Origin of the sequence: Pseudomonas sp. BIGb0558 (genome assembly GCF_024807515.1) — a bacterium.
GTDB lineage: Bacteria > Pseudomonadota > Gammaproteobacteria > Pseudomonadales > Pseudomonadaceae > Aquipseudomonas > Aquipseudomonas yamanorum_A.
Genome location: NZ_JANUEW010000013.1, coordinates 14,588 through 31,797, shown reverse-complemented (window position 1 = coordinate 31,797; position 17,210 = coordinate 14,588). Strand labels below are relative to the sequence as shown.

The 17,210-nt window shown below is 62.3% G+C and carries 18 protein-coding genes; 10 read left to right on the top strand and 8 right to left on the bottom strand.

All coding sequences use genetic code 11. The annotated features are described in order from the left end of the window. Positions 1-186 precede the first annotated feature (186 nt). Both M2400_RS17180 and M2400_RS17175 read left to right on the top strand, forming a co-directional pair. Positions 187-1,314 (top strand): glycerophosphodiester phosphodiesterase, encoded by a 1,128-nt coding sequence (locus tag M2400_RS17180; RefSeq protein WP_177042873.1) that lies wholly within the window; start codon positions 187-189, stop codon positions 1,312-1,314. Beyond that, positions 1,315-1,992, top strand: a complete 678-nt coding sequence (locus M2400_RS17175; RefSeq protein ID WP_259200580.1) for an AraC family transcriptional regulator — start codon at positions 1,315-1,317, stop codon at positions 1,990-1,992. It abuts the gene before it with no gap. Here M2400_RS17175 and M2400_RS17170 read toward each other — a convergent pair. Further along, complete coding sequence (locus M2400_RS17170; RefSeq protein WP_259200582.1) at positions 1,933-2,862, bottom strand: sterol desaturase family protein; 930 nt, start codon at positions 2,860-2,862, stop codon at positions 1,933-1,935. The two genes, M2400_RS17175 and M2400_RS17170, sit on opposite strands and share 60 nt — an antisense overlap. A 139-nt stretch (positions 2,863-3,001) precedes the next feature. Between M2400_RS17170 and M2400_RS17165 the strand changes: the two genes are divergently transcribed. Together M2400_RS17165 and M2400_RS17160 are read left to right on the top strand one after the other, a co-directional pair. After that, on the top strand, positions 3,002-3,307 hold the full coding sequence (locus tag M2400_RS17165) for a PepSY domain-containing protein (protein WP_177042870.1): 306 nt from the start codon (positions 3,002-3,004) through the stop codon (positions 3,305-3,307). Positions 3,308-3,493: 186 nt separating this feature from the next. Further along, the gene (locus tag M2400_RS17160; RefSeq protein WP_259200597.1) at positions 3,494-4,675 is read left to right on the top strand and encodes a GAF domain-containing sensor histidine kinase; all 1,182 of its coding nucleotides are present in this window, start codon (positions 3,494-3,496) and stop codon (positions 4,673-4,675) included. Between the two features lie 9 nt (positions 4,676-4,684). Here M2400_RS17160 and M2400_RS17155 read toward each other — a convergent pair whose 3' ends face one another. Continuing rightward, positions 4,685-5,011 carry a hypothetical protein gene (locus tag M2400_RS17155; protein ID WP_259200599.1) on the bottom strand — a complete coding sequence of 109 codons (327 nt, stop codon included), beginning with the start codon at positions 5,009-5,011 and terminating at the stop codon, positions 4,685-4,687. A gap of 207 nt (positions 5,012-5,218) precedes the next feature. Between M2400_RS17155 and M2400_RS17150 the strand changes: the two genes are divergently transcribed. After that, positions 5,219-6,241, top strand: a complete 1,023-nt coding sequence (locus M2400_RS17150; protein WP_177042868.1) for a transporter — start codon at positions 5,219-5,221, stop codon at positions 6,239-6,241. Positions 6,242-6,458: 217 nt separating this feature from the next. Further along, complete coding sequence (locus tag M2400_RS17145; RefSeq protein ID WP_259200601.1) at positions 6,459-8,066, top strand: inorganic phosphate transporter; 1,608 nt, start codon at positions 6,459-6,461, stop codon at positions 8,064-8,066. A gap of 154 nt (positions 8,067-8,220) precedes the next feature. Here M2400_RS17145 and M2400_RS17140 read toward each other — a convergent pair whose 3' ends face one another. From M2400_RS17140 to M2400_RS17130, 3 genes are all read right to left on the bottom strand, one after another. Continuing rightward, the gene (locus M2400_RS17140) at positions 8,221-9,195 is read right to left on the bottom strand and encodes a biotin-dependent carboxyltransferase family protein (protein WP_177113741.1); all 975 of its coding nucleotides are present in this window, start codon (positions 9,193-9,195) and stop codon (positions 8,221-8,223) included. After that, complete coding sequence (locus tag M2400_RS17135; protein WP_010169810.1) at positions 9,192-10,070, bottom strand: allophanate hydrolase subunit 1; 879 nt, start codon at positions 10,068-10,070, stop codon at positions 9,192-9,194. The genes M2400_RS17140 and M2400_RS17135 overlap by 4 nt, the downstream gene beginning before the upstream one ends. A gap of 76 nt (positions 10,071-10,146) precedes the next feature. Further along, on the bottom strand, positions 10,147-10,905 hold the full coding sequence (locus tag M2400_RS17130; RefSeq protein WP_177042864.1) for a 5-oxoprolinase subunit PxpA: 759 nt from the start codon (positions 10,903-10,905) through the stop codon (positions 10,147-10,149). A gap of 106 nt (positions 10,906-11,011) precedes the next feature. On the opposite strand from M2400_RS17130, the gene M2400_RS17125 reads away from it, so the two are divergent. Further along, the gene (locus tag M2400_RS17125) at positions 11,012-11,929 is read left to right on the top strand and encodes a LysR family transcriptional regulator (RefSeq protein ID WP_177042863.1); all 918 of its coding nucleotides are present in this window, start codon (positions 11,012-11,014) and stop codon (positions 11,927-11,929) included. Here M2400_RS17125 and M2400_RS17120 read toward each other — a convergent pair. Continuing rightward, positions 11,850-12,821: a LysR family transcriptional regulator gene (locus M2400_RS17120; RefSeq protein ID WP_177042862.1), complete on the bottom strand. Its 972-nt coding sequence runs from the start codon at positions 12,819-12,821 to the stop codon at positions 11,850-11,852. The two genes, M2400_RS17125 and M2400_RS17120, sit on opposite strands and share 80 nt — an antisense overlap. 112 nt (positions 12,822-12,933) lie before the next feature. Here M2400_RS17120 and M2400_RS17115 point away from each other — a divergent pair, with 112 nt between their 5' ends. Next, on the top strand, positions 12,934-13,692 hold the full coding sequence (locus M2400_RS17115; RefSeq protein ID WP_177042861.1) for an SDR family NAD(P)-dependent oxidoreductase: 759 nt from the start codon (positions 12,934-12,936) through the stop codon (positions 13,690-13,692). 57 nt (positions 13,693-13,749) lie between these two features. Next, positions 13,750-14,658: a LysR family transcriptional regulator gene (locus M2400_RS17110; protein ID WP_177042860.1), complete on the top strand. Its 909-nt coding sequence runs from the start codon at positions 13,750-13,752 to the stop codon at positions 14,656-14,658. A gap of 147 nt (positions 14,659-14,805) precedes the next feature. Here M2400_RS17110 and M2400_RS17105 read toward each other — a convergent pair whose 3' ends face one another. After that, a complete protein-coding gene (locus tag M2400_RS17105; RefSeq protein WP_259200642.1) occupies positions 14,806-15,249 on the bottom strand; it encodes a multidrug/biocide efflux PACE transporter in 444 nt (147 codons plus the stop codon). An 89-nt stretch (positions 15,250-15,338) separates the two neighbouring features. Between M2400_RS17105 and M2400_RS17100 the strand changes: the two genes are divergently transcribed. Then, positions 15,339-16,193, top strand: coding sequence for a LysR family transcriptional regulator (locus M2400_RS17100; RefSeq protein ID WP_177042858.1), 855 nt, complete (start codon positions 15,339-15,341; stop codon positions 16,191-16,193). A gap of 137 nt (positions 16,194-16,330) precedes the next feature. Here the strand turns inward: M2400_RS17100 and M2400_RS17095 are convergent, their stop codons facing one another. Further along, positions 16,331-17,173, bottom strand: a complete 843-nt coding sequence (locus M2400_RS17095; RefSeq protein ID WP_259200645.1) for a LysR family transcriptional regulator — start codon at positions 17,171-17,173, stop codon at positions 16,331-16,333. Between the last annotated feature and the right edge of the window lie 37 nt (positions 17,174-17,210).

The following is a 17,210-nucleotide window of genomic DNA, read 5'->3' as shown; positions in this document are numbered from 1 at the left end:
CACGCGTGGCAGAAAAATCTGCCCTCTGATGGGGCAGCTGAGGGCAAGAGTACTGCATAGCACAGCACAAAAGCGCAGAAAAATGGCCCGTGAACACGTTAATGTCGGTTTGGTGATAGCGCCATTCGCATGCAATTGTTAAAAAGGAGCCCTTCTCAAAGTTACCTCCACGAAAGGACTTCGCATATGCCTGTCACGTTTACCAAGAGTGCCCTGCTGCTGGCCCTGATGCTGGGCCTTGGCCAGGCGCAGGCGGCAAGCCCGATCAGCCCTACCGAACTCGCGACCAACGAAGGCATCCCGCACCCTGCCGTGATTGCCCACCGTGGCGCGTCCTACGACGCTCCGGAATCCACCGCAGCCGCCTACAAAGTCGCGCGCGACCTGGGTGCCGACTACCTGGAAATGGACCTGCAACGCAGCAAGGACGGCGTACTCTTCGCCCTGCATGACAACAACCTGCAGCGCACCACCGACGTCGCCACCAAGTTCCCCGAGCGCAAAGACAGCCCGGCCAACGAATTCACCTGGGCCGAGCTTAAAACCCTGGACGCCGGCAGCTGGTTCAACGCCGCCTACCCGGACCGCGCCCGCCCTGGCTTCGTCGGCTTGAAAATCCTGAGCCTGGACGAAATCATCAAGATCGCCGAAGGCAACCCGCAGCACAAACCCGGCCTGTACATCGAAACCAAAGAGCCGAAGCAATTCCCGGGTATCGAAGCCGACCTCAAGAACAAGCTGCTGGATAAAGGCTGGCTGAGCTCCACCGGTTCCAACCAGGCCCAGAAAAACATCGGCGTCGGCCAGGGCAAGGGCCGCGTGGTGCTGCAAACCTTTGAGAAGGACAGCCTGAAAGAACTGCAAAAAGAGATGCCCAACACCCCGAAAATCCTGCTGTTGTGGGTGGGTGAAGGCAGTATCGAGCCGAAATCCAAGGTGACCTTCGCCGAATCCGGCGAGCCGAGCAAAGCCGCCTACTACGCCAAGCAAGAACCGAAAGACGCCGCCGAGTTCGAAAAATGGATCGACGAGGCCAAGAGCCTGGGCGCCATCGGTACCGGCCCATCGGCACAGTTGACCAACCTGGGCGACCAGAGCTATTCCGACCTGGTCAAACCCGAGATGAACCAGTTGACCCACGACAAGGGCCTGCTGGTGCACGTGTACACCGTGGATGAGCCGGTGGACTTCGACAAGGTGATGAAGGCCGGCGTCGATGGCATCTTCACCAACCGCGCCGCCGAACTGCTGAAGTACTACAAGCGCTGGCCGTCCTCGAGTGTGGCCGACCTGCTGCAGGACAACGGTTACTGAGTGCCGCCCGAATGGTCAGGTCGCCTGTGGCTGGGGCCTGACTACGGGCTGATCCAGGGCATGGCGGGGCATACCGCGCCCCATGCACACTATGCCCATCAGTTGATGTTCTCCCCGGGCGGGCCGATCACGGCCAGCCTCGATGGCCGTGTAACCACGGCCCATCGCCTGTTTATCCCCTCAAGAATGCCCCACGCCATCCTCCACACCGACGGTGAGGTGTTGATGCTGTATGCCGAGCCCGGCGCGTTTGATTTTGCCTCTTTGCAAACCGCCCTGGCCGACAGCGAACTGTCCCTTGAAGCACTCGACCGCACATTGCGGCAGTTGCCCAGACGCGCCCAGGAAGATGCCCGCGTGGAACGCGCATTGCTGGCGCTGGACCAGCAACTGAGCGGCAAGGTCTCGGCCCACGCCCTGGCCCAGGCCGCACACGTTTCGTTGAGCCAGCTGGAGCGTTTGTTCGCCAACCAGTTGGGCCTGCCGGTACGTCGCCTGGTGCTGTGGCGACGTTTGCGTGTGGCATTGGGGCTGGCACTCGGCGGCGGCACCTTGACCGAGGCCGCCCATGGCGCCGGGTTTGCCGATTCGGCGCATTTTTCCCGGACCATGAAGCAACTATTCGGCGTCACCGCCGGGGCATCGTTGCGCAACCTGCATGTGCGCATCCTGGACTAGCTCGACGGGAACCGGCGGCTCCTTGCTCAACCGCACCGTTTTGAATGGATCACACAACTGCGCCACATAATCCCGCGGAAAGTCCGGCCGGCTGCCAATCCCCAGGTCGCCCTGGCCCATTCGATAGTCCTGGCGGTAAAACGCGGTGCCCAACAGCCAATCCCACAGGTTGAAAAACAAGCCGAAATTCACATCCCCTGCCCGGCCATACTTCATGTGATGAAAACGGTGCACCGGCGCCCAGGCAAACACCCAGCGCAGCGGCCCAAGGCGCATGTCCACATTGGAGTGCTGCAACAGCAGTTGAATGGCAATCGCCAGGGCCAACAGCAGCGCCACATCCGTGGGAATGCCCAGCAGGATCAACGGCGCCAACCCGGCCGTGGCTTCCAGCATCTGGTGCAACGGGTGCTTCATCAAACCATTAAAGCCGTACAGCCGTTGCACGCTGTGATGCACCGCATGCAGGCGCCACAAGGCGGCGACCCGGTGACTGGCGTAATGCATCAGGGTGATGCCCGCATCGGCAATGAAGATCGCCAGCAGCAACTGCTCCCAAAGTGGCCAGGCGCGCGGCCATACACCGTCGAAAGCCAGTAGCGCGGTCAACACGGGCAAGCTCAACAGGCCCACCGCATTGAGGCTTTCATTGACCAGTGCATGAATCGTGTCCCGCCGACGATCCCCCTGGTTACGATTCCATTGAGGCTCATAAGGCATCCACCCTTCGGCGATAAACGACACCACCACCGCCGTGACGAACACCAGACCCAGCCATTGCGGCGCGTCCACCTGCACCAGCCAAAGCGCCCAACCGATAAACCCCACCCAGAACACGGGCCCATAGACCCAGGTCATTAACCGTTTCATCTGTGTCTCCCATAATTGAGACGCCAGCATGAAACCCCGCCTTCGCGGCCGATTGAACAAACGGCGCAATTTAAGGGTGAATTAAGTTGCGCTGGTTAACCTGATCCCACTTAAACAGCTCACCCCAAAGGATCACACCATGAAAACCATCACTGCCCTGTTCGCCGCTGCCGCCCTGACCCTCACCGCTGGTTTGGCCCAGGCAGACGTTCGCCCGGACCAGATTCCAAGCCTGCTCAAATCCGGCGCCATCATGGATTTCGAAAAACTCAACGCCAAGGCCGTGGCCCAGCACCCGGGCGCCACCATTGTCGATACCGAACTGGAAGACAAAGCCGGCCGCCTGGTCTACGAGACCGAACTGCGTGACACCAGCAACGTGAAGTGGGACGTGAAGCTGGATGCCAAGACCGGCGAAGTGCTGGAAAACAAGCAAGACAAATAAGTTGAATCACCCAAAAGCCGCGCCGCCCCAAGGGCCGCGCGGCTTTTTCATGCGCGCTCGTCGCCCGGAAGAGCAAATAGTCTAATTACCGTGAACGAATTTGTACCTTGTGCCGCCAAGCTCGCTAGAATCCCAACCATCAGCCAAGGCACAACGCCAGCAGCATCAGGATCGAGACCGTTCGCCATGGGGCAAAAAGCCGCCGACATTGCCACCATTGGCCGAATCAGTGCTGTACCCGCCATCCTCCAGGTGATCAGCGAAATGACCGGCCTGCGGTTTGCCGCCGTGGCCCGGGTCACCGATGACTCCTGGACCGCCTGCGCCGTGCGCGACCGCCTGGACTTCGGCCTGCCGGTCGGCGGCGAGCTGGACCTGACCACCACCCTGTGCCACGAAATTCGCGGCTCCCACGTCTCGATCGTGATCGACAAGGCCAGCGAAGACCCGCTGTACCGCGACCACCACACCCCGCGCATCTACCACTTTGAAAGCTACATCTCGGTGCCGGTGTTCCGCACCGACGGGCGTTTCTTCGGCACCATCTGCGCCCTGGACCCGAACCCGGCGCAACTGCGCAGCAGCACCATCCAGTCCACCATGGAGTCGTTCGCCCGGGTGCTGTCGCTGCAAATCGAAGCCGAGGAAAGCCTGCAACAAACCGAGGCCGACTTGCAGCAGGAGCGCGAAACCGCCGAGCTGCGTGAACAGTTCATCGCCGTGCTTGGCCACGACCTGCGCAACCCGCTGTTCGCGATCAACGTCGGTGCCGAGCGCCTGTTGCGCAAACACCCGGACCCGGCCACCGACGTCCTGGTACGGCACATGCTCGCCAGCGGCCGCCGGGCCTCGCAGTTGGTGGAAGATGTACTGGACTTTGCCCGCGGGCGCATGGGCAGCGGCATCCCGGTGAACATCGGTGAATGCTCCGGGCTGGAAGACACCTTGCAGCATGTGGTGGACGAGGTGCAGCACGTGCACCCAACACGGCTGATCCACGCCCGCATCGGCAACCTCGACGGCGTACGCGGCGACCGCGAACGGCTGGCGCAATTGCTCTCCAACCTGGTGGCCAATGCCATCAGCCACGGCAACCCCGAAGGGCCGGTGGAAGTCAGCGCCCAGGTCAACGCCGGCACCTTCGAACTGACGGTGAAAAACCGTGGGCTGATCAGTGACCAGGCCATGCCACTGCTGTTCCAGCCCTACTCCCGACCGACCGGCGCCCTGCCCCAGGCCGGGCTGGGCCTGGGGTTGTACATCGTCAAACAGATTGCCGATGCCCATGGCGGAACGTTGGGCGTCGTCTCCAGCGAGACACAGGGCACTGTGTTCACGTTCAGCTTGTCGGCCGCGGCGGAGCAATAACCTGGCAGGCTAGGCGTGCTTGGCCAGTACGTTCAACTTTTTGGAGGTTCGCAGGTCGCCGATCCCCAGTTGAAAGGTGTAGTAGAGCTGCTGCCAACCGCACCTCAGGTCATAGCACTTGATCACATACTCAGTGGGCAGGGTCTCACCCCCGACCAAGAGCAACTGATGAATCGGGTAACCCGTGTTGTAGAGCGTGAAGAAAGTGCCCCATGGAACCTCTTGGGCAGCGAAGTGGATCGTCAAGTGTTTAAAATCATCCAGGTGCACGGTGACGCCATATTTATTGGGGGTCGAAGAAGGTATCTCGATTATGGGTAGCTCACGATCGTCCATTTGAATGGCCTCCGCAGGGTTCAGGAACTGGCAGCCCCATCGGACGCCAATAAAAAAACCGCGTCTACTGTCAAAGTTCACAGGTAGGCGTGCCCCAAGGCATTCCCCGCCCTGTTCAAACTGTCACAAAACCGTCAAATCCAGTCGCCATGATGCACGCAAGTGAACCTGCGAAATCTCCTACAGGCACTTTCCCTGCGAGCCTCCATGAACCACAGCATCGACCACGGCCACCAGGACCCTGACCTGTTTGGCTTGCTTTACGGTTTTCGTTTTCGCCCCGGTGAAAAGGGCGAGCAGATTGACTCAGCCACCGCCCTGGCGGCCTTGCAGCAACCCGGTGACCCCGAAGAATTCCTCTGGCTGCATTTGAACCTGGCCCACGCCGCCTGCGAGCGCTGGATGCAGGCGCACCTGGAACTGCCGGCCGAGTTCTTCGAAGCCTTGCACGAAGGCTCGCGCTCCACCCGTATCGAACACGTGGACTCGGCCTTGCTGGCGGTGGTTAACGACGTGGTGTTCAACTTCAGCAGCATGGTGTCTTCCGACATCTCCACCTTGTGGGTCTGCGCCCGCAGCCGGCTGCTGGTCAGCGCCCGCCTGCAACCGCTGCACTCGGTGGACAAGCTGCGCTCGTCGGTCAAGGCCGGTGAGCAGTTTCGTTCGCCTCTGGAATTGCTGGTGCATTTGCTGCGGGACCAGGGCGAGGTGCTGACGCAGATCGTGCGCAAGACCAGCCTGAGCGTCGACCAGATCGAAGACCAGTTGCTGTCGTCGCGGCTGTCCACCAACCGTGCCGAACTGGGCGCCGCGCGCCGGGTGCTGGTGCGCCTGCAACGGCTGCTGGCACTGGAGCCCGGCTCGTTGCTGCGGCTGCTCAACCGCCCACCGCAATGGTTGCAGAAGGAAGACGTTAAGGAATTGCGCAAATCCACCGAGGAATTTGCGCTGATCATCAACGACCTGACGGCGCTTGGGGAGCGGATCAAACTGCTGCAGGAAGAAATCGCCGCCAACCTCAACGAGCAAAGCAACCGCACGCTGTTTACCCTGACGGTGGTCACGGTGCTGGCGCTGCCGATCAATATCATCGCCGGTTTTTTTGGCATGAACGTGGGTGGCGTGCCGCTTTCTACGGACCCCGAGGGCTTCTGGATTCTGGTGGCGCTGGTGGCCACGTTCACGTTGATTGCCGGGCGCTGGGCGTTTCGCAAGCGCGGGGATTACTAGAGCTGAAATGCAATCAAATGTGGGAGCTGGCTTGCCTGCGATAGCGGTGTGTCAGTCACCACCGCTATCGCAGGCAAGCCAGCTCCCACATTTGATAGGCGGTGTTTTGTAGACCGGCGGCCATCCCAACTTCTTAAACACTGATTTACCGCAGCATCTCTGTAACATTTTGCAATGATCATGACGGATATCCTTCCTCAACACTGGATGCTCCGGCATGGCCACCCCTTCCCTGACCGCCTCCTCCACCACCGACCCCAAACCGCGCCTGGACAAGAAACCCGGCCTTGTGACGGTGATCATTTTCTTCGCCGTACTCGCCATGGGCCTGCTGTTCACCGCCTACAGCCTGATGCACGACATGCACGAACTGGGCACCGTGGTCACCACCTGGACCCCGTTCCTGCTGCTGGGTGTGGCGCTGTTGATCGCCCTGGGTTTCGAGTTCGTCAACGGCTTCCACGACACCGCCAACGCCGTGGCCACGGTGATCTACACCAACTCGCTGCCGCCGCATTTCGCGGTGGTGTGGTCGGGCTTTTTCAACTTCCTCGGGGTGCTGCTGTCCAGCGGCGCGGTGGCGTTCGGCATCATCGCGCTGCTGCCGGTGGAGTTGATTTTGCAGGTCGGCTCCTCCGCCGGTTTTGCGATGATCTTCGCGCTGTTGATCGCCGCAATCCTGTGGAACCTCGGCACCTGGTGGCTGGGTTTGCCGGCGTCGTCGTCCCACACCCTGATCGGCTCGATCATCGGCGTCGGCGTGGCCAACGCATTGATGCACGGGCGTGACGGCACCAGCGGCGTCGACTGGGGCCAGGCGATCAAGATTGGTTATGCACTGCTGCTGTCGCCACTGATCGGCTTCGCCTTCGCCGCCTTGCTGTTGCTGGCGTTGCGGGCCTTCGTGAAAAACCGTGCACTGTACAAGGCGCCAAAAGGCGACACCCCGCCGCCTTGGTGGATTCGTGGCATGTTGATCGCCACCTGCACCGGTGTGTCGTTCGCCCACGGTTCCAACGACGGGCAGAAAGGCATGGGCCTGATCATGTTGATCCTGGTGGGCACCCTGCCGATGGCCTACGCGCTGAACCGCACCATGCCGGCCGGTGAATCCTTGCAGTTCGCCGCCGTGGCCGAAGTCACCCAGGCGGCCCTGGTGAAAAGCGCCCCGCAACTGGCACCGGCCGATTCCCGTGCCACCTTGTCGACCTATGTGCGCACCAAGGAAGCCACGCCGGAACTGGTGCCCGCCCTCGCCGCCATCACCGGGCATATCGGCGAAGAAGTGAAGAGCTACGGCTCCCTCGCTGCTGTACCGGTGGAAGCGGTGGGCAACGTGCGTAACGACATGTACCTGACCAGCGAAACCATTCGCCTGATGGACAAGGGCAAGGTCGGTAACTTTGACGCCGACACCCAGAACAAGCTGCAACTGTTCAAGCAACAGATTGACAGCGCCACGCGGTTTATCCCGTTGTGGGTCAAGATCGCCGTGGCCATCGCCCTCGGCCTTGGGACCATGGTCGGCTGGAAACGTATCGTGGTGACGGTGGGCGAGAAGATCGGCAAGACCCACCTGACCTACGCCCAGGGCGCATCGGCGGAGATGGTGGCGATGCTGACCATCGGCGCGGCGGACATGTATGGCTTGCCGGTGTCCACCACCCATGTGCTGTCGTCGGGCGTAGCCGGGACCATGGTGGCGAACGGGGCGGGTTTGCAGATGAAGACCATCCGCAATTTGCTGATGGCCTGGGTGCTGACGTTGCCGGCGGCGATTTTGCTGTCGGGTAGCTTGTATTGGTTGTTTACCAAGTTGTTCTGACACAACCCGATGAAAATGTGGGAGGTGGCTTGTGTGGGAGCCGGGCTTGCCCGCGATGCTGGCGCCGCGGTGTATCAGTTACACCAAGGTGATGCTATCGCAGGCAAGCCAGCTCCCACACAAGCCTGTTCTCACAGTGGGTTCGGCGGTGTTTTCAGCTATTGAACAACCCGCCCATCAGCTTCAGCCGCTTCTTGTACACCCGCCGCGCCTCCAGCGCTTGCTCCAGCGTCACCGCCACAAACCCCGCTCGCTGGTTCGGCTGCATCTGCCCGATCAGGTCCAGATCGGCACTGATCACCGTGCCAATCATCGCGTAGCCGCCACCCGACACCGCGTCCCGATGCAGCACGATCGGCTCCAGCCCGGCCGGCACCTGGATCGAGCCGATCGGGTAGCAACTGTCGACGATGTTCGACGGATCCGACCCGGCACCAAACGGCTGCTCCCGTGGCTGAAAACTCAAGGCACTGCCGCCCTTGAATCGATAGCCGATGCGGTCCGCTTCCGAACCGACTGTCCAGGGCTCGGCAAAGAAACTGGTTTTTGCTCCGGGCGTCAGTCGCTCGTAATACAACCCCGGCACCACTCGCAGCGTCACGTCGCCGCCCACCGATTGGCGCAACGCCATGGGCAAGCTATTGCCCGCCCGGCCTTTGCCGCTGGCCTCACCCACAGGCAGCTCATCACCCTCCACCAACCGCCGCCCCTGAAAACCGCCCAAGGCGCCAAGGGTGTAAGTAGAGCGGCTGCCCAACACCAGCGGCACATCAATGCCACCGGCCACCGCCAGGTAAGTCCGCGCACCGGCCTTGGGAAATTCGAAGCGCAATACTTGCCCGGCACGCACTTGAAACGCGGTGTCCTGATGCACCACTACCCCGTCCAGGCGCGGCGACATCAAGGCGCCGCACAACGCCACCAGGGCGTCCTGCTGAAATTCCAGCTCCGGCCCGATCAACGTGCATTCCAGCCCGGCGGCGCCGGCCGGGTTGCCCACCAGGTGGTTGGCCGCGCTCAATGCATATTGGTCCAGCGCGCCGGACGGCGGGATGCCCAGGTGGTAATAACCTTCACGGCCAAGGTCCTGCACCGAGGTGGCGAGGCCGGGTTTGAGTACCTTGATCATGCCAGCGCCTCCTGCAGGGTTTTCGGATAACCGATGGGGTCGGCGAGAAAAGCATCGAGGGAAAATTCCACCGGGCGGATGCGCAGGTCGAAACGCCCCGCGTCCACTTCTGCCACGGCCAGGTCATAGGCGTCGCGGTCCATGGGTTTGAACTGCACGATGTCGCCCGGGCGGAAGAACACCATGTGTTCCTTGAGGTACGCCAACTGCTGCTGAGGGTCGTAGATCGGTGCCGGGGTGACGCCGAACATCTGGTAACCGCCGGCGCCGCGTACCGAGTAGATACAGCCGAAGCAACCACCGTGGCCGAGGGTCAGTTTTGGCGTGTCGGTGCGCGGGCGCAGGTACTTGGGCACCTGCAACTGCCGCTCGCGCTCCACCATCTGGAACATGAACGGCAGGCCCGCCACAAACCCCACCATCGAGACAAACCACGGCGCGCCACTGTGGGCCGCAATAAACGCCTCCACATCCGCCAGGCCGTTGATCCGCGCTGCGTACTCCAGGTCGGTACCGGTGGGGTCTTGATGACGGTCGCGAAAACGCATCAAGGTTTCATGGGTCCAGGGGTCGTTGTACAGCACCGGGATTTCGATGATGCGGGTGTGCAAGGTGCGTTCGGCCACGGCCAGAGCTTCGGCGCTTTGCACCGCGTCGAGCAGCACATGGGGCGCGATGCGGTCCGGGTCGAAGCGGATCTGGAACGAGGCATTCGCCAGGCACACGTCCAGCACACCGTCCAGGGCCAGGCGCTCCACCGCACGGGTGACGGCCATGCCCTTGAAGAAAGCCTCCAGGGACATGCTCTCGCTGACCTCGGCAAACAGGTGCTCATCACCGCCAAAGCTGTAGCGGATCGGGGAAGATTCGGCCATGTCTGTTCCTCTTGGAATCATTGTAGAAAGGCAGGCAAAAAATCAGTCAGACCCGGTGTCTGGGCACCGGTGTCGGTCAGCGAGGTGTGTGCACTTCAATCCCCGCCTGGTCCAGCGCTTCACGGGTAGCTTCCACCAATTCAAGGGCGCCGGGGGTGTCGCTGTGCAGGCAGATGGAATCGAATTCGATAAACAGGTCCTCGCCTTCGACGGTACGCACCAGCCCGGTCTGACACGCCCGCAGCACCCGCGCCGCCACCGTCGCAGGGTCCAGCGCCCGCACATTGCGGGTAAACACGATGGAGCCCGACAGATCGTACTCACGGTCGGCGTAAAACTCCCGCACCACCGGCTGGCCCAGTTCCTTGGCGATCCGCCAGATCACCGAATTGGGCATGCAATACAGCAACAACGTGGGCTCCAGGCGTTGCAGGTTTTCCACCAGCAAGCGTGCCGCCTCTTCGTCCCGGGCCAAGTGCATGTAGAGCGCGCCGTGGGGTTTGATGTGTTGCAGCGTCAGGCCCTGGGCCCGGGCGATTTCCCGCAGGGCGCCGAGCTGATAGAGCATGTCGTCCACCAGTTCCTGGGCCGGGGCATTGATGTGGCGACGGCCAAAACCCACCAGGTCACGAAAGCCCGGGTGCGCACCAATCGCCACGCCCAACTGCTTGGCGCGCTCGACGGTACGGCGCATGGTGCCCGGGTCGCCGGCGTGGAAGCCGGTGGCGATATTGGCCGAGCTGATGTAGGCCATCAGTTCACTGTCGACGCCGTCGCCGATGGTCCAGGGGCCGAAGCCTTCGCCCATGTCTGAGTTGAAATCCACTGCCTGCATCGGGGTCGCTCCGTTGAAGTTCATGCCATGGAAATTAGGCTGCGGCTTGACCCCTTGGGAAGATCTATTATCAGATGGGTCATCTTCTGAAAATCAGATACCCGACATGTCCCTGACCCTGCGCCAAATCCGTTACTTCGTCGCCACCGCCGAAATCGGCCAGATCTCCCAGGCGGCGATTCACCTGAACATCTCCCAATCGGCGGTAACCACCGCGATCAAGGAGCTGGAAGCGATGCTCGGCGCGCAGCTGTTTGTGCGCTCGGCCCAGGGCATGAGCCTGACCGACGCCGGGCGGCATTTTCTGAACCGCGCCTATGTGATTGTGCGCAGCGTCGACGATGCCCTGAACAGCCCGTTGCCCGACTACCGCGCCAGCGGCGTACTGCGGGTGGCGGCCAGCTACACCGTGCTCGGCTACTTCCTGCCGCACCACTTGCAGCGCATGGAACACTGGCACCCGGACGTGACCATCGAGGTCTTCGAACAGGAACGCCAGGCCATCGAACACGGCCTGCTCAACGGCCAGTTCGACATGGCCGTGGTGCTCACCGCCAACCTCACTCACCCGGATATCGTCTCGGAAATCCTCTTCAACTCCGAGCGCCGCCTGTGGCTGCCCAGCCATCACCCGTTGTGCGAACGCCCGGCCGTCAGCCTCGCGGACGTGGCCCGGGAGCCGTACATTTTCCTCACTGTCGATGAAGCCGAACAAAGCGCCATGCGCTATTGGGAACAGGCCGGGCAAACGCCCAGGGTGCGGCTGCGCACCAGTTCGGTGGAGGCGGTGCGCAGCATGGTCGCCAACGGCAGCGGCGTGGCGATTTTGTCGGACCTGGTGCATCGCCCCTGGTCACTGGAAGGCAAGCGCATCGAAACCGTGAGCGTGACGGACAAGGTCACGCCCATGAGCGTCGGCCTGGCCTGGCACCGCGAGCGTGACTTCACCCCGGCGATGCAGGCGTTTCGGGATTACTTCCACGATGCGTTCCTGGCGCCGCAGCAGTTGTCTGCCCGGCGTTAAGCGCGGCCTGCAAGGTGGCGGCCAGCCAGTCCATGAACACTCGCACCCGCAGCGGCAAATGCCGTTGGCCCGCGTACAGCAGGGACACGTCCAGTGCCGGCGCCGGATAGTCCGGCAGTACCGCCACCAACTCGCCGCTGGCCAGTTGATCGTGAATGCCCAGGGCCGGCACCTGGGTCAGGCCAAAGCCACCGATGCACGCCGCCCGGTAAGCGTCGGTGCTGTTGACCGTGACGCGCCCGGCCATGGGAAGCCGGTGCACCTTGTTGCCTTGCACGTATTCAAACCCTGGCGAACGTGAGCCCAGCGGCCGTACGTAATGCACCAGTTGATGGTGAGCCAAATCAGCGAGCGTCTTGGGTACCCCATGGCGCTTCAGGTACGCAGCACTGGCGCAGTTGATCATCGGCATGCTGCACAACAACCGGGCTACCACCGACTGGTCCGGCTGTGCACCCACGCGCAATACGCAGTCGAAGCCCTCCGCCAGCAGATCAACCTGGCGGTCGGTGCTGCTGATTTCCAGCTCGATCAGCGGGTGCAGGTCCATGAATTCCGGCAGGCGCGGCAGGATCAGTTCGCGGGCCATGACGTTGGGCATGTCCACCCGGATTCGCCCCGCCAACTGCGCCTCATCCTGGCGAAACAAGCCTTCCAGCTCTTCCATATGGGACAGCAAATCCTTGCTGCGCTCGTACAGCACGCGGCCATCCTGAGTCGCCTGGACCTTGCGCGTGGTGCGCTGCAACAGGCGCGCGCCCAGCAGTTCTTCCAGCGCCTGTACATGCTCCGACACCGTCGAGCGCGGCAGGCCCAGGCTCTCGCCCGCCTGGGTGAAGCTCGACAATTCGGTGACGCGCACGAAGGTGCGCAGCAGCTCAAGTTTGTTCATGGGATTGTTCGCCTTATCCGGCCAGTGATTCCGGTATAGCTCTGTTTATCACGTTATGGGCGGACAAATACACTCAGTCCCACGAACACTCACACGCTCCGAGGACTCAACCATGACCCGTAAAATCGCACTGATCACCGGCGCCAGCCGCGGCCTGGGCAAAAGCGCTGCGCTGCACCTGGCGGCACAAGGCGTCGACATCATCGGCACGTACCACAGCGCGGCGGACGAAGCCCAGGCGGTGGTCGCCCAAGTCGAGGCGCTGGGCGGCAAGGCCGCGATGCTGCAACTGGATGTCAGCCAGAGTTCGACCTTCGATGCCTTCATCACCCAGGTCGGTTCGGTATTGCAGGAAGTGTTCGCCCAGGCGCACTTCAACTTCCTGATCAACAACGCCGGGATCGGCGCCCACGCCAGCTTCGCCGAAACCACCGAAGCGCAGTTCGACCAACTGGTAGCGATCCACTTCAAGGGCCCGTTTTTCCTGACCCAGAAACTGCTGCCGCTGATCAGCGACGGTGGCCGCATCATCAACATCTCCAGCGGCCTGGCGCGCTTCAGCCTGCCGGGATACTCGGCCTACGCTTCGATGAAAGGCGCGGTGGAAGTGCTGACCCGCTACCAGGCCAAGGAATTGGGCGCCCGTGGCATCACCGTCAACACCCTGGCTCCCGGCGCCATTGCCACCGACTTCAGCGGCGGCGCGGTGCGCGACAACCCGGACGTGAACGCCATGGTTGCCAACAACACTGCCCTGGGTCGCGCAGGCTTGCCGGATGACATTGGCGGGGCGATCTCCACCCTGCTGGCCGATGGCAGCAACTGGATCACCGGGCAGCGGGTCGAGGCGTCGGGCGGGATGTTTCTGTAACGGGCTCGGATTCTCCGCTAGCATCAATGCTTTCGGATACCTGACAGGCAATCACCCATGAGTTTTGATCCAGGACTGGCCGGTGGCATGGGCGTACTGGCCGCCGTGGTCGACAGCGGCAGCTTTGCCCGCGCCGCCGACAGCCTGGAGATGACGCCTTCGGGGGTCAGCCGGGCGATTTCGCGGTTGGAAAAACGCCTGGGGATTCGCCTGTTCGACCGTACCACCCGCTCGGTGCAACTGACCGACGAGGGCCGGCGTTTCTACCAGCAAATCGCCCCGCTGCTGGCCGGCCTGGAAGAGGCCGCCAGCTCCGCGGCCGACAGCGCCCTGACCGTGCGCGGACGGCTACGGGTCAATATCGACCCGTACTTTTCGCGGCTGGTGCTGGGGCCGGTGCTCGGTGAATTCATGAGTCAATACCCGCAGCTGCAGCTGGACCTGCACACCCGGGATCAACTCGGGGACCTGGTGGCGGATGGCTTTGACCTGGCGATTCGTTTTGGCATTCCGCAATCCTCCTCATTGATCGCCCGCCAGCTGATGGAAGTGCGGGTGCTGACCCTGGCCTCGCCGGCCTATCTCGAGCGCCATGGCCGCCCTTCACACCCGCTGGACCTGGAAGACGGCCAGCACGTATGCATCGACTTTCGCGACTCCCAGACCGGCCGACCGTTTGGCTGGGAATTCCACCGGCCCGGGGAACAGATCAACGTCGCCACCAGCGGGCGGCTGGTGGTCAACGATGCCGGGACCTTGTACAGCGTGTGCGAACACGGGCATGCAGTGGCGCAGATGCTCGACCTGGGGCTTATGCCTGCGCTCGAATCCGGCGCGCTGGTCGAGCTGTTTCCCGACTGGCCCGACGAGCGCTTCCCGTTGTATGCCTTCTACCCGTCGCGGCATTTGCCGGCGGCCAAGGTGCGGGCGTTCCTCGATTTTGTCAGCGCGTTAAAACTCACCTGACTTCCCCCCCCGTAGCAGCTGTCGAGCCCAGGCGAGGCTGCGTAGGCCGCGCCGCCGATCCCGATGGCTGGCTCAGAACCGAGTCGCTCCCGACGCAGCCTCGCCCAGGCTCGACAGCTGCTACGCAAGTTGTTTACCCGGGTTTGTTTAGGCGAGTTGTTTCGCCTCGCGTTTCTGCAGGATCCGCTCCCGCACCGCGTCATACGCCCAGTGATACACATAGGTGTACGGCAGGAAAAACAGCAGCACGCCGATGTCGAGGATAAACGCCTGCATCAGGCTGATGTTCAGCCACCAGGCAATCAAGGGTACGCAGATTGCCACCAGGCCGCCTTCAAACATCAACGCATGCAGCACGCGGGTCCACACCCCGCCGGACAGTTGCAGGCGCGCCTTGAGACGGTCGAACAGGCCGTTGAAAATCACGTTCCAGGCCAGCGCCATAAGGCTGATGGCCAAGGTCACCATGCCCATCTCCAGGGCCGGTTTATCCATGATCCACGCCAGCAGCGGCGTACAGATCAACAAGGCCAGGCCTTCAAAACCAATGGCCTGCCAAACGCGTTCAGTAATCGACTTGGTGGGTGTCATGCCCCGTTCTCCGTGAGTGACGATGGTTGCCATCATTACCCCTTGAGTCGATACTTCATAACCAATAACCATCGATCAAGGCGATAGTCATGGCCTCCCATGAAGTGCTTCAGGCGTTTGTGCAGGCGGCGACCCAGGGTTCGTTTTCAGCGGCGGCGCGCAAATTGGGCAAGAGCCAGTCCACCGTCAGCGCGGCGGTGGCCAGCCTGGAGATTGACCTGGACGTGGTGCTGTTTGATCGCAGCAGTCGCAAGCCGACACTGACCCCGGCCGGGCACGTGCTGCTGCAACGCGCCGAGCAGGTGCTGGAGGCCAGCAGCCGCCTGGAGTTGGCGGCCAGCCAGTTGTCCCAGGGGTTGGAGCCCAAGCTGAGTATCGCCATGTCCGATACCTATCAGTCGGACCGCTTCGAAACCGCCCTCAGCGCGTTCGAGCAGCGCTACCCGGACCTGGAACTGGAATGCCTGATCGCCGAATGCGAAGACTTGATCGCCCTGGTACAAAGCGGCCGGGCGCAGATTGCGTTTATCGAGATGCAGGAAGTCTACCCGCCGGACCTCACCAGCACCGCCGTGGAAGAGCGTACGGAAATTGCGCTGTTTGTCTCACCCAAACATCCACTGGCGAACCTTGCGGACATCGACCAGCAGACCCTGGAAAAACACCGCGAACTGCGCCTGGCGAGCATCATCAACCCAAATGAAACCCGTGGGCTGGGCCGTGTGTGGTCGGCGCCGAGTTACCTGATGCTGATGGAAATGGCGCAGTTGGGCTTCGGCTGGGCACCGCTGCCACGCTGGTTGGTGGAGCGGTTTGGCGGCGGCCACCTGTGTGAAATCAAGGCCCGGGGCTGGCCAAGGTCGGTGGCGGTGGATGCGTTGTGGTCACGCCAGCACCCGCCGGGCCCGGCGGGCAGTTGGTTGCTGGGCAAGATGCTGGAATAACGCCGGACCACCCTGTTCGGAACAATGAAGATCCAATGTGGGAGCTGGCTTGCCTGCGATAGCGGTGTGTCAGTCACCACCGCTATCGCAGGCAAGCCAGCTCCCACATTGGATTGGCGGTGCATTCAAAGGCGTTGTCAGGCCGCTGCAATCTGCGGCGGGCGGTTGTTCTGGAAATATTCATGCAGCGCCCGCAACGCCGGCAACTCCAGAGCCTGGGCGGCAAAACACAACCCCACCCGGCGCGTCGGTGCCGGCAGGTGCCAGGGGCGAATCACTACCCCGGCCCGTTCCGCTGCCAGCGACTGCGGCAACATCGCCACGCCCACGCCGGCCGCCACCATGTGCAGCGCCTGGGTCAACGAACCCGCATGCCCGGCCACCGCCTGGGGCGAACGGCCATACAACGCCATCAGGCGCTGGTGGGAATCATGCTGCGGGCAGGTGATCCAGTCTTCAATCGGCGCCCACGCCTGGTCTTTTCCACCCGCCGCCATCGGGTGCGCAACCGGCAGTGCCATGACGTAGGACTCTTCCCAAAGCGGCAGGAACAATTCGTCCTCGCAGCACATTTCCTCCACCGCCAGGCGCCCTTCGCCTTCGCAGCCTTCCTGCAAGGTCAGCAGCAAACCGGGCAGGCCCTGGTGCGCCATGCGCAGGAAGGTTTCGATCTGGCTGTCGGCAATGTCGCCTTCCACCCCCAACTCCAGGGCGATGCGATTTTCGCGCCCGCGAAACAGCCGGCTCAATGCATCGGCCTCGGCCACCATGCGCCGCGCCTGCGGGTATAGCACCCGCGCTTCATCACTCACCTCAACCCCGCGGGGCTGGCGCAGAAACAGCGCCACGCCCAACTGTTCTTCCAGTTGCTTGATGGTCACCGACAACGTCGGCTGGCTAATGAACAGGCGCTGGGCGGCGGCGGTGATATTGCGCTCTTCGAACACCGCGAGAAACGCCTTGAGATGACGCACATCCATAGTTAATACCGATAACAGACAGAGGAATAAGGCATTT